Here is a 13,874-nt window from a genome sequence, read left to right as displayed (position 1 = left end):
GATTTGCTCATCTTTCGTCATAACGTGTAGTTTTTCCTACCAAATTCCTGAGTATAAATTAGTGATTGAGTTATTAACTTTTTGACCAAGTCATTTTTTTAATGCCGAAGTTGTTGAATCATCCAGTCAAAACGTTTACCAGCGATCGCAGTTCCTTCTAATAAGTCCATATCGAGTTCGTCTTCTGCTTCAATATCATCTGATAGCAACTCTAGATTTTTGTAGTTGAGATTGGCAGTACTACCACGAGAGAGTAAATCCAAGCAACGATTAGATAAAATCAAGGCAAGAGAGCGATAAAAACGATATGCAAATCCCCTATCTTCTTGAAACTTTGCAGATAGTTGAGCCTGCGGTAATGCCAAAACCCAAGCATTTTCCATTGTTTTCACGCTTGCTGAAGCAAAACCTCCATCTACAAAGGACATTTCACCTAAGATGTCACCCTTAACGCGCTGGGCAACTTTTTTCTCTTCTACTAAACCATTGTTATTAATATTGACATAAATACCTAACATGCCTTCTAACAATAAATAAACAGCAGGAACTGCTTGCTCCTGCTGAATTAAAACTGTTCCTGATCCTGCCTTTTTTGCTGTTCCATTAGCAATCATCCAGGAAATATCACTGTCATTTAAAGTTGCAAATACTACTAAAACTTTTCTTAATGGTTCTCCTTCTTTAATATTTCTAGTTGCCATTAATTTAGTTAATTTGCGTAGTTGTTCAGATAAATTAACTGCTAATAAATGATAAAAGCGAGCAGCAAAATCCCAATCGCTTTCCAATCGCTCTGTAAGTTGTTGTTTGGGTAAAACTAAAAGTTCTGAAGTCTCATCAACTTTCACTGTTACAGTTGCTATTTGCTGGTCTAACAATAGTGTTTCTCCAATGACTTCACCAGCAGTAAATGTAGTAAATTGTTGTGAATCTGTTCCTGATGCAGATGAAGTAACTTTGAGACTGCCGGCTATACAAATATACATTGATGAAGTGGACTTACCCTCTTCAATCAATATTGTTCCCGGTTGATAAGTTTTCTTTTGTCCAATTGACTCTAGCCAATCAAAATCACTGCCTTTAAGAGCGCGGAAATAAGGAAAATCAACAAGATTTGTTTTCATGGTATTTTCTTTTATGAAGATGCAATTTTAAGGTTTATATACCAATACTCTGAGCAATTATTAAAACAAGGGAGAGGCTATATTTTATGGCGAACGCTTCAGTAATACCGATACTAAACTCAGCTAAAAAGTATGAAAAATTACAGAAGTAAGCTTGCAATCAAAGAAAGATGTTTTTCTTGACATTTCTTTTAAATCACAATTAGTTACTTTCTGAATATTGCAATTTTATTTCATTTGTGAAAGTTCTCGAATTGCCAAATCAATAAAAACACTACGCAAAAAAAAGATAATTTCACAAACAATTTAGAATTGCTATAGGACTCCTATTTGATTTTTGAACACGATTCAGTACATATCTATCCCTTCTTAACTGTTCCCTGTTTCCTGTTCCCTACCTACACAAATAAATTTACCGAATCAAACCGGATTACTATATAGATATACAATTGCTCTAAAAAATGTAGACTACTAAAGTAGCATTTGGTAACAAACAGATTATCTATGCAGTCCATAAATATACTTAGGACTTACGCAATAAACCTCTCTAAACTCTTAATTCCTCCCTTCGGGTAACGCTCTCTACGAGACGCTATGCGTAGCTTGCTTCCCCGCAGGAGTACGCAAGTTCGCTACCGCTGCGCTCTAAGGGTAATGCCGTAAACTTTACACAGTTACTTGCGGAGGAAAACCCTCCCGCAGCGCTGTTTCACCGTGTTCTCTACGTTCTCTGTGGATCGTTTTCTGTTACCTGTACGTAAGTCCCGATACTAATTAGTTATTGAATTTATTTTCAAAATCAAAAATTCAATTTTTGTACGCTTCTACACTATGTTCTATAACACTTAAATTACAACCGGAAAATTACTATATATTCTGAAAAATTAAAAGTGAATTTTATTCTTTTTACGTATATTTGCTGAGACCACCTAGTATTTTCAGATGTAAATATATAAAAACTATGCAAATTTAGTGGAACAAGGCTTTATAAATTTCTGTTATTTATGTAAATAAATTTTTTATAGATTAGTTGTGATACTGCCGTTAGATATGGGAACAATAGGGCATACAAAAGTCTACGGAGAAATTTACTGAGAGTATTAATAACTAAATATTAAAATTTTCAAAAACAAGGAGTAAGAGTTTTGGATTTGACTACATATAAGTCACTAGACCAAAATAATACGCACTTCCCAGAGTATTCAGAAGAAAACTTAGCTTGGCTTCCCAGTACTTTTGCAGAAGTAGTTGTTATGGTTAAAACCTTTGTACTTAAAGAATTTGATCGCGAAGTTATCCAAAATCAGCTTTACTATCATACTCGTGAACATTTACAAGATGTACAACGTCGAGCGATCGCTATTTTTCAAGTAATTTATCCTGATTGGCGAGAGTCTTTAGATTACACACGCCTATACCTACTACTAGACTTATGCGCTGTAGCTCATGACATGATTCAGATTTTTGTTTCTCAAACTCAACTTCATACTTCTAGACGGCGAGAAGCTGGGGTTAGCGAAACTTTAACTATTAAGAAAGTATTAAGTTATATAGAAGAGTTAAATCAGCAGTTAAAAAAGTATTGTGTTAATGATTCTGTACTATTTACAGACGCAGACATATCGATTATTCAAGATGCTATTCAAGCTACTATTTGCATTTACGATTCATTTGAGCAAAGTATTTATCAACCTGCCCTTTACAATCCACACAAAAAGCTGTCTGTTGTAGCTTATATCATTGCCATTGCAGATATTGGCTCATTAGGAATGGATGGGATAGCTGCTTACAATCAAGAAGGCAGTCTGCTTTTTTTAGAAGAAAATCCAGATATTGTAACTGTTATTTTAAATCAAATAACTGCGACTTTAGCTGTAGATAATCCACAACTTTATGAGAACATCCGACAACGTCTTTTAAAACGCGCTCGTTTTCAAGTCAATTTTGCGAAATCCAGATTCATCCGTCATTATCAAGAAATTGCTAATCTTCCCAAAGAAGCAATAATAACTTTGACTGGTCAAACTTTTCGATATTTAAATATGCAGACAATTAAAGAAATTGAATCAACTACACCTACAAGCGAAGACACAACTTTAGAAGAATTAATTGATTTTTTTCAATTAAAATCTCTCATCAGTAATAAAAACTAATTATTAATTACCATTTTTTATGCTAATGTTACTTTTTTCTATTAGCAATAATGTATATGCAATAGAAAGTTCTCATGTGATAGAAGTAATTCCTAGAGTTTCTTATAGAGAAGTTCATCACGTACCAAGTTATGTATCTGGCCTATTTAATTATCGAGGTGCAATTGTTCCAGTTATCGATCTTTGTCAATTAATTCGTGGAACATCAAGTCAAGCCAACTTAAGTACACGGGTATTTATTATTAGTTATCCTACTCAAGAAGGTGATAATTTTAAGTATGTTGGTTTGATGGCAGAGCGAGTTATTAAAACAGTTAAAAAAGCAGCAAGCGACTTTTTAACATCTGGTATTCAAACAAATGAAGCACCATACTTAGGAAAAATGATTATGGATGAGAAAGGTATGATTCAACATATAGATTTAGAAAAATTGCTGAATATTTTAAAACAGATAAATCTATTAGAAATTGGAGTATAGTCTACAGATGTCAATCACAGACATTGAGAAATTATTAAGTAAGAGAATAGGTATTAATTGTAATATTATTGGCTCAAAAAAGATTGCCAAGGCAATAAATAATCGCTGTCTAGCTTGTAATACAAACGATATAAAAATTTATTTTCAACTTTTACAAAACTCATCAGAAGAATTTGCAGAATTAGTTGAACAAATAGTTATTCCAGAAACATATTTTTTTCGCGATCGCAAATCTTTTGATTTTCTCATGAGTTTTGTACGTTCGCAGTGGCTTAGCAGATCTGGTCAATCTAAACTTCGTTTTTTAAGTATACCTTGCTCCACTGGTGAAGAACCTTATTCAATAGCGATCGCCTTGATAGAAGTAGGCTTATCTCCCTCAGATTTTTGCATTGATGCAGTTGACATTAGCAAACAGGCGATCGTCAAAGCGCAGCAAGGAACTTATGGTAAAAATTCATTTCGGAGTGAAGCATTGGTTGACCGTAACCGTTATTTTCAACAAATAGTAGAAAAGTATAAAGTTTGCTCGTTGATACAAAATTTAGTGAACTTTAAACAGGGAAATATTCTCAATATATTTGTGAATATGCAATTACAATATGATGTGATATTCTGTCGCAACTTGTTGATTTATCTAGAAGATTCTGCATGTACCGAAGTTTTAAAAGTTCTGAATCGTCTCTTATTGCCAAATGGATTACTCTTTGTTGGGACTGCTGAAACTGCAAAAGTTCCTAGTCATCTATTTACCTCAATTCGCCAACCTTTTACTGTTTATAAAAAGAAATCAGAAGTAACGATCAGTGAAAACTCACATCATCCACCAGAAGTAAACAAGCAGAATAGTCAAACTAAAAAAGTATATTTTGGAACTTCTCTTTTCGACTCGCCAGAAATCCTAGTTAAAAATGTCTCATCTTTACCAATTATTCCCACTGGTTCGGTTTCTCAAACATCCTCAAAAGAAACTCAGCCAGCTGTTCAAGAAAGCAAATTTTGGGAATTAGCTAGACAATTAGCCGATGGAGGACATACAGAAGCTGCTATCAAACATTGTAATGACTATTTGGAGCATGTTTCTTCTACTGATCCTCAAATTTACACTTTGCTAGGAACATTATATCAAGCAAAAGCAAACAATGTTCAAGCTGAACAATTTTTCCGAAAAGCGCTTTATTTAAATCCTAATGATTATGAAGCACTAATGCACCTTGCCCTTTTAAAAGAACATCGTGGCGATTTAATTGGTGCATCTATTCTCAAAGAGCGAATCCAGAAACTACAGCAAAATTTTTAACTATCAACATACAAGACAGGCAAAAAATTATGATCAGCAACGCGTTTAAAGATCAATCCTTACAAGGTCGTATCATGACTGCCTTTATGTTTATGGGGGCATTGGTTCTGATTGTGGCATTGATTGGTTTGGTGGGGACGTTTCAGTTAAGTAACAATATTGATACGTTAAGTAATAATAGTTTGCCAAGTCTAGTAGGACTGTGGAAAGTCAATGAAGGGAAAACTCAAATTGAATCTTCAGAACGGGCTTTATTAATTACAGGATTAACTTTACAAGAACGACAAGCCGAATTAGCTCGAATTAAGAATGCTTGGGAGCAAATTGACGATGGATTTAAGCAATACGAAGTTACTCCGCGAACTGTTGAGGAAGATAAAAACTATAAAAAACTCCAAGAAAATTGGAGTAAATGGAAAAACGATCACGACGAATTTCTCAAGCTTAATCAGCAATTTGAAAGTTTAGGGATTCTTAATCCCCATGAAAGGGAAGTAGAAATTCTTAAGCAAAACCAAGCAGCTTCTCCAGAATTAGTAATTATTCAAAGAGCAGAAAATGCTTTGAACCGACTTAACGATCGCGCTAAAGTCAATCGTGTCACATTTGAAGCTGCGACCGCGTCAATTTTAGACCTCTTGAAAGTCAATGAAAACATTGCGATTAAAGCTGACAAAGACGCAGAACAAGATAGCAATCAGTCAAAGTTCTGGTCGTTAACCGCTATATTACTAGGACCGATAATCGCAATTATTTTAGGACAGTTTATCAGCAAGGCTTTAACTCGACAAATTCAAAAGTCTGTCGTCCAAATTACAACTTCTACTACTCAAATTTCGGCATCCGGTAAAGAATTAGAAGCTACAGTTGCAGAACAAGTAGCTTCCACAAATGAAGTCACAGCAACTGCTCTAGAAATTGCTGCTACATCTAGAGAATTAGTCAAGACAATGGAACAAGTAGGAGGTATGGCTCTAGCAACAGCGACATCGGCAAGCCATAGTCAAGATGAATTAGCAAAGATGGAAAATGTTATGCGGCAATTGACAGAGGCTACTACCTCCATCTCTTCAAAATTGGGAGTGATGAATAATAAAGCCGGCAATATTAACAATGTAGTAGTGACGATTACTAAAGTTGCCGATCAAACTAGCATCCTGTCGCTGAATGCAGCAATTGAAGCCGAAAAAGCCGGAGAGTATGGCGCAGGCTTTGCTGTTGTTGCTAGAGAAATTCGACGGCTTGCCAATCAAACAGCTGTCGCTACCTTGGAAATTGAGCAAATTGTCAAAGATATGCAATCGGCGGTAACAATAGGCGTGATGGAAATGGATAAATTCCACAAATCAGTCAATGATAGTGTCGAACGCGTCAGCAAGATTAGTTACCAAGTTGCTGAAGTGATTAACAAAGTGCAAAGTCTGCCTCCTAGATTTCAGCAGGTGAGCCAGAGTATAGAAGAACAATCTGAAGGCGCACAGCAAATTAGTGAGGCTATGGGGCAACTAAGCCAAGCCTCTGAGCAAACAGTGGATGCTTTGCGTGAGACTAACAATGCCTTAGAGCAATTAGATGATGCTGCTAGAGGATTACGAAACTCAATATCCTCTAAAAATTGAATTAATCAGAGCAAATGACTAATGAATAACCATTTAGATAATTCATCTGCTTGGGAAAATCAAATCATTGATCGTCCCGTCTTAAATGATTGCTGGAATCAAATTGGGGTAATGGGCGATCGCTCCTGTACAGAGCTAAAAAACGTCATTCATTGTCATGATTGTCTAGTTTTTGCTGCGGTTGGAGATAGTTTGTTAGAACGAAAGCCACCACTTAATTATGTCAACGAGTGGATTAATGTATTGGCAGAAACACCCGTTGATGAAGAAACCCAAAATAATGAAACTATTATTAAAACAGCAGAAGCCCTTTCTGTAATGATTTTTTGTCTGGGAAATGAACAATTAGCCTTGAGTGCTAAAGTTTTGCAAGAAGTTACTCATCCCTGTGTTATTCAACCTCTACCCCACCGCAGCAACAAATTATTTTTGGGATTAGTGAATATTCGAGGAGAAACTTTACTTTGTGCGTCTCTGAGCCACTTATTAAACTTAGACTTAGAATCAACTCAAGAAAATTCTTCACCTCCCAAATCTGTAAACACACAACGCATGATGGTAGCAGGACATCAAAATGAGAAATGGGTGTTTCCAGTTGATGAGGTTTATGGCATTTATCGCTTTCATCTAAATGAGTTACGAGATGCGCCTGTTGTTATAGCTAAAGCTGCTCAAGCCTACACCCAAGGCATCATTAACTGGCAGGGCAAGAAAGTCAATTGTCTTGACTCTGAATTATTGTTTTACACCCTCAATAGCAAAATCTTGTAGCGGGTGCAGATGAAATGAATGATTACACTTTATTAGATTTATTTGGCCAGGAAATCGAGACTCAGGTATCTATCCTCAAAGAATCTTTAACTGCACTGAGAACACAACCATCTTCTCTAACTGACTTAGAACAAGCAACTCAAGCAGTACATTCTATTTGGGGAAGTTCCAAATTAGTCGAACGAGAAGTAGCTGCTGAGTTAGCACAAATTATTAAGGAGTGTTTTATTGCCGCCCAAAACAGTACTGTTACTTTTGGTGACGAACAAATTGATCTTTTACTTCATGGCTGCTCTTTGCTCTTGAGTATTGGTAAAGCATCAGAAGTAGAAATTGAACGTTGGATGTCAGAACATGCTTGGGAACTCTCAACAACTCAAAAAGCTATCTCAATCTTTTTGACCTCTAAAACAACTAATGTGTCTTTCCAAAAACCAGAGAGTGAAAAAGCAGGGGAGCATACTTCGACTGCGCTCAGTAACCAGGGAGCAGGGAGCAGGGAGAGAAACCACCCACAAAAAGAGAACTTGCGTGCGGGAGTTTCCCCCGTTGAGCAAAGTTCGGGGGCAAGGTTTGTACCTTTTTCCCCGCCCCCTGCCTCTTATCAATCATTTATTAATGATATTCAAGAACCAGAAAACTCTCAAATCGATCTGCCGTTGCATCTTGGGGAAGAAACACAAAGTACATTATCTCCAGAAATTATTCCAATCGCTGTAGTTGCATCCGCAAATTTAACTACCATAGGCAGCGATGACAGTTCCATGATGGATTTATTTCGCTTAGAACTGGAGACGCAGGTTAACCTGATGAACGAGGGGTTATTGGCATTAGAAAATAATCTAAAATCTGCCCAAGCATTAGAAACCTTAATGCGCGCAGCTCATTCAATCAAAGGATCTGCTAGGATTGTTGCCCTGGATGCAGTAGTCAACTTAGCTCATGTGATGGAAGATTGCTTTGTTGCCGCCCAAAATCAAAAAATTACGCTAAATTCTGACCATGTTGATATTCTCCTAGAAGGAGCAGATTTATTACAAGGTATCAGCCAAGTTAGTAATGCAGAGTTGCCCAATTGGTTGACCAACCAAAATATAGCTTTTATGAGGACGCAATCGGCAGTCGCTGCGATTTTGAATCCGCAGCCAGCACAAGAGGTGAGGAAGCAAGAGGCAAAAACAGAAATATCTGTATCTCCAACACCAAGTTCAAACAAACTTACTTCTTTAGAATCATCTATATCATCTCTAAATCAGTCTCCCTCACCAATAGAGTTTGCTAATCATCCAGGTGTAGAGTCACAATCTCTTTCTTCCCAAGATAGGAGTCTGCCATCATCAGCAACATCTGCATCCGAACAAACCCTAGCACAAGATCGGGTAGTGCGAGTGAGTGCAGAAAACTTGAACCGGATTATGGGTTTAGCAGGGGAATCTTTAATCGAAGCTAACTGGTTGCAACCCCACGCAGACTCAATGATGTCTTTAAAATGGCGCTTGGTAGAGTTATCAAGAACTTTAGAAAAGTTACAGGATACTCTAGAACGGGGCAATTATGAACAAGTGGGAAAACAGTATTTAGATGAAGCCAGACACAAAGAACAAGAATGCCTGACTTTATTGAGCGATCGCCTCAATGAATTAGAATTATACGCTCAACGGACTGCAAATTTATCTGACCGCCTTTACCGAGAAGTCATTACTTCTAATATGCGTCCGTTTGCAGACGGTATCCAAGGTTTTCCCCGAATGATTCGTGATTTAGCACGTAAGTTAAACAAGAAAGTTAACTTAGAAATTGTCGGCAAAGCAACATCTGTAGACAGGGACATTCTCAAGAAATTGGAAGCACCCTTAACACACATTTTGCGAAATGCTACTGACCACGGAATTGAGTTGCCCCAAGAACGAATAGCAGCCGGAAAATTGGCAGAAGGCACAATCCGCTTAGAGGCATTTCATCGGGGAGGAATGCTAGCAATTACTGTATCCGATGATGGACGAGGTATTAATTCAGAAAACTTACGTCAAAAAATTGTTCACAAAAATCTCGCAAATTCAGAAATAGCTGCTCAATTGACAGATACTGAATTGATGGAGTTTTTATTTTTACCGGGATTTTCTACAGCCAAGCAAGTGACAGAAATTTCTGGACGGGGTGTAGGATTGGATATTGCCAAAAGTATGGCACAGGAGGTAGGAGGAACTGTACGTGCTGTATCCCAAGCTGGAAAAGGAACTAGTTTTCACTTCCAACTACCGCTAACGCTGTCGGTGGTGCGAACGCTGTTAGTCGAAATCTCTGGCAAAACCTATGCTATTCCTTTAGCCAGAATTGAGCAAATTGTCACAGTCGATAAAGCTGAAATTGCAGAGGTGGAAAATCGTCAATATTTTGCAATGAATCAACAAAATATAGGTTTAATCGCTGCTCATCAAGTATTAGAATTACCGAAATCTCTAGATGCCTCTGACTCGCTTTCAGTGGTAATAATTAGTGACCACGCTAGTATTTACGGATTGGTGGTAGACAAGTTTCTAGGCGAACGTGATTTGGTCGTCAGACCTCTTGACTCCCGTTTATGTAAAGTCCGAGATATTAGTGCGACATCTTTATTAGGGGATGGTTCGCCTATTTTAATTGTAGATGTCTCAGATATGGTCAGGACAATAGATGCCATTCTCAATATCGGACAATTAAATAAAGTGGGGCTACAGACAACAGTAATTTTAGATCAGCGTCAAAAAGTTTTGGTGGTAGACGATTCAATTACGGTGCGGGAAATGGAGCGCAAGCTGTTAGAAAATCGTGGTTATAACGTAGATATTGCTGTTAATGGAATGGAGGCATGGAATGCTGTGCGTACCAACCACTACGATTTAGTAGTTAGCGATATTGATATGCCGCGGATGAATGGTATCGAATTGGTACGGCAGATCAGAAGTCATCCGCGCTTGCATTCGCTGCCTGTGATTATTGTTTCTTATCGCGATCGCCCCGAAGACCGCATTCAGGGCTTGGAAGCTGGTGCTGATTACTACTTGACAAAAAGTAGTTTTCATGATTCAACGCTGATTGATGCCGTAGTCGATTTAATTGGTCGTTAATTATGAGAATCGCGATCGTTAACGATTTAACAATTGCAGTTGCAGCACTACGACGAGTATTGCAGACACACTCTGAATATCAAGTAATTTGGGTTGCCCATAATGGCGCAGAAGCCGTTGCCAAATGCGCTCAGGATACACCTGATTTAATCTTAATGGATTTGTTAATGCCTGTGATGGATGGGGCAGAAGCCACTAAGCAGATTATGCAAAATTCTCCCTGTGCCATTGTTATAGTCACAGCTAATACTGAACAGAATGTAGCCAAGGTGTATGAAGCGATGGGTTATGGCGCATTGGATGCGGTGAATACACCTGTGATAGCTGGTGCAGTTCAAGCAGACGAAAGTCAGTTGTTAACTAAAATCGCTCGAATTGGCAAAATGTTGCAAAAATCTCCCATTAGCACCAAGACAAAATTACCTAGTTCATCCTTGAATTATGAACGACAAAGCGATTTATCTTTGAAGGTTCCTTTAGTAGCTATCGGATCGTCAACCGGTGGGCCGAAAGCTTTGGCAACTATTTTGTCGAAGTTACCAGCTAATTTTCCTGGGGCGATCGCTATTATCCAACACGTTGATGCTCAGTTTTCGACTGGTTTTGTGGAATGGTTAAATCAACAAACTTTATTATCGGTGAGATTGGCCGTTGCAGGCGATCGCTTTCAAAAAGGAACAGTTTTAGTTGCTGGTACTAACGATCACCTATATTTAAAACCAGACTTAACTCTGGGTTACACTAAAGACCCAATTGATTATCCTTACCGGCCATCGGTTGATGTATTTTTCAAAAGTCTATCTCAACACTGGAAACATCAAGGAACAGCTATTTTGCTCACGGGTATGGGACGAGACGGCGCTGAAGGATTGAGTACTTTACAACTAAGAGGTTGGCATACAATCGCTCAAGACAAAACAAGCTGTGTAGTATATGGTATGCCTAAGGCAGCCGTCGAGCTAAATACTGGTATAGAAGTATTGCCACTAGATAATATTGCTACGACCTTGCTTAAAAAAAATTAAATTTCTCTTCATCTTTGATATGTAAGTAACTTCTCAATTAAAAAACATTCAAAAATATCATAAGTAAGTCGGTGAAATAAAATCAAACTATAGTAATCCGGTTTGATTCGGTGAATTTATTTGTGTAGGTAGGGAACAGGAAACAGGAAACAGGGAATAGTTAAGAAGGGATAGATATGTACTGAATCGTGTTCCTTAATCAAATAGGAGTCCTGTATGTGAATAAAAATAAAGAAGGCTCAAACTCTTTCTACCCCTGCTCCCTGCCCCCTGCCCCTCTGCCCCCTGCCCCCTGCATAATTATTGACATCAACCTACTTATTTCTTCTTCTTTCTCCGTGACCTCTGCGCCTTTGTGGTTCGCCTTCTTAAATAATTTATTTATTGGAAACCCCTAACTTATATGACATCTACAATAGATGAAAAAATAATTGTTTTACTAATTGATGACCAATCTATAATCGGCGAAGCTATTTCTCGAATGCTAGCTACCGAACAAGACATTGTATTTCATTATTGCAGTGATCCCACACTCGCTTTAAAAGTAGCTAAAGATTGCAATCCCACTGTGATTTTGCAAGACTTGGTAATGCCACAAATGGAAGGATTACTCTTAGTAAAATATCTTCGCTCTCAAAATTCACCTACCTGTCATATTCCGCTCATCGTTCTATCTAGTAAAGAAGAACCCATTATCAAAGCAAAAGCATTTGAATTAGGGGCAAATGACTATCTAGTAAAGTTGCCTAATAATATTGAACTAATTGCTCGCATTCGCTATCATTCTAAAGCTTATATAAACTTTCTCAAACGACAGGAAGCTGAAGCTCTCTTCAAAGCTGAAATTATGCGTCAAGCAGCATATATTGAAGAAGTAGATAGAGTCACCTCTGCTGCTTATGAAGTGGAACGCGATGTTTTTCAACCAGAAACTCTAGCTGAAGTTGCCAAACGCAGCGACGAACTAGGACAATTGGCTAGAGTTTTTACTAATATGGTGAGAATCGTTAAAGCACGAGAGAAAGAATTAACAACTGCTAATACCCGATTAGAATCTCTTCTTCAAGCTTACGGACGATTCGTTCCTCACGAATATTTACGCTTTTTACGCAAAGAAACGATTACAGATGTGCAATTAGGCGATCATGTTAGCAAAGTTATGGCAGTAATGTTTAGTGACATTCGCTCTTTCACAACAATCTCTGAAAACATGACACCTCAAGAAAATTTTAACTTTGTCAATGCCTATCTCAAGCGCGTCAGTCCAGAAATTCGCTCTCACTACGGTATTATCGTCAAATTTTTGGGTGATGGAATGATGGCAGTTTTTCCTGATGGCGCTGATGATGCAGTAGCTGCTGGTGTTGCTAAACAAAAACAGGTTTATGAATATAACAAGCAACGTGTAGAAAAAGGTTACTTACCTCTACAAGTTGGTATTGGTATTCATGTTGGCCACATGATGCTAGGTATGGTAGGTGAAGAAAATCGGATGCAGGGAGATGCTTTTTCAGATAATGTTAATTTAACAGCTAGGTTAGAAGGCTTAACAAAATTTTATGGAGTCTCTTTACTCATTTCTGAGCAGACATTGGAGCATTTAAGTAATTCTGGAAAATATCAAATTCGTTTTTTAGACCGAGCAGTCGTTAAAGGACGAAACGAACCTATTTCTGTTTATGAAATACTCGATGCAGAAATTGATGAAATCAAATATTTAAAGCTCAAGTCTCAGCCTGATTTTGAGCAAGCTTTAGATAATTATCGTCAAGGTAATTTTGAACAGGCAAAAGTTTATTTTGAAAAAGTTTTAAGTATAAATTCTGCTGATAAAACTGCTGGTTTATACCTGAGTAGAATAAATTATTTTTTACTAGAAGATAAAACTCTGGAAGAATGGGATGGTGTTTGGCGTTTTACTGAGAAATGAAAGGGAACAGGGAACAGAAAACGGGCAACAGGGGGATAATCCCTCTTTAATCACTATAGGGAGAGAAAAATACTGCCCCCAACCTGAACCTTAAACAAAATCATCAATTGAGCGATCGCATTCTAGTTTTCTCATTTAAGTTTAATTGTTGAGAAATTACCAAAGAACAAGGTTTAGGGATTATTCTTTCCCAAAAGTAACAAAAGAGGGATAATCCCTCTTTAATCACTATAGGGAGAGAAAAATACTGCCCCCAACCTGAACCTTAAACAAAATCATCAATTGAGCGATCGCATTCTAGTTTTCTCATTTAAGTTTAATTGTTGAGAAATTACCAAAGAACAAGGTTTAGGGATTATTCTTTCCC

The 13,874-nt window shown here is 37.5% G+C and carries 9 protein-coding genes; 8 read left to right on the top strand and 1 reads right to left on the bottom strand.

Translation table 11 applies throughout. The annotated features are described in order from the left end of the window. Positions 1-98: 98 nt before the first annotated feature. Positions 99-1,124 (bottom strand): cyclic nucleotide-binding domain-containing protein, encoded by a 1,026-nt coding sequence (locus QI031_RS06535; RefSeq protein ID WP_281484385.1) that lies wholly within the window; start codon positions 1,122-1,124, stop codon positions 99-101. Between the two features lie 1,151 nt (positions 1,125-2,275). On the opposite strand from QI031_RS06535, the gene QI031_RS06530 reads away from it, so the two are divergent. The 8 genes from QI031_RS06530 (at position 2,276) to QI031_RS06495 (ending at position 13,507) form a co-directional block, all read left to right on the top strand. Next, positions 2,276-3,277, top strand: a complete 1,002-nt coding sequence (locus QI031_RS06530; protein ID WP_281484384.1) for a hypothetical protein — start codon at positions 2,276-2,278, stop codon at positions 3,275-3,277. Positions 3,278-3,296: 19 nt separating this feature from the next. Continuing rightward, a complete protein-coding gene (locus tag QI031_RS06525) occupies positions 3,297-3,755 on the top strand; it encodes a chemotaxis protein CheW (RefSeq protein ID WP_281484383.1) in 459 nt (152 codons plus the stop codon). Between the two features lie 7 nt (positions 3,756-3,762). Further along, the gene (locus QI031_RS06520; RefSeq protein WP_281484382.1) at positions 3,763-5,055 is read left to right on the top strand and encodes a CheR family methyltransferase; all 1,293 of its coding nucleotides are present in this window, start codon (positions 3,763-3,765) and stop codon (positions 5,053-5,055) included. 29 nt (positions 5,056-5,084) lie between these two features. Further along, complete coding sequence (locus QI031_RS06515) at positions 5,085-6,674, top strand: HAMP domain-containing methyl-accepting chemotaxis protein (RefSeq protein ID WP_281484381.1); 1,590 nt, start codon at positions 5,085-5,087, stop codon at positions 6,672-6,674. 21 nt (positions 6,675-6,695) lie between these two features. After that, entirely contained in the window at positions 6,696-7,445 is a 750-nt protein-coding gene (locus tag QI031_RS06510; RefSeq protein WP_281484380.1) for a chemotaxis protein CheW, read from the top strand. A gap of 14 nt (positions 7,446-7,459) precedes the next feature. Further along, entirely contained in the window at positions 7,460-10,552 is a 3,093-nt protein-coding gene (locus QI031_RS06505; protein WP_281484379.1) for a hybrid sensor histidine kinase/response regulator, read from the top strand. A gap of 2 nt (positions 10,553-10,554) precedes the next feature. After that, positions 10,555-11,577 (top strand): chemotaxis response regulator protein-glutamate methylesterase, encoded by a 1,023-nt coding sequence (cheB, locus tag QI031_RS06500; RefSeq protein ID WP_281484378.1) that lies wholly within the window; start codon positions 10,555-10,557, stop codon positions 11,575-11,577. A gap of 403 nt (positions 11,578-11,980) precedes the next feature. Further along, positions 11,981-13,507: an adenylate/guanylate cyclase domain-containing protein gene (locus QI031_RS06495; RefSeq protein WP_281484377.1), complete on the top strand. Its 1,527-nt coding sequence runs from the start codon at positions 11,981-11,983 to the stop codon at positions 13,505-13,507. Positions 13,508-13,874 lie beyond the last annotated feature (367 nt).

The organism is Halotia branconii CENA392 (assembly GCF_029953635.1).
Classification (GTDB): Bacteria; Cyanobacteriota; Cyanobacteriia; order Cyanobacteriales; family Nostocaceae; genus Halotia; species Halotia branconii.
Note: the sequence above shows the minus strand (reverse complement) of the source record. Positions and strands in the feature narration are given on the sequence as shown.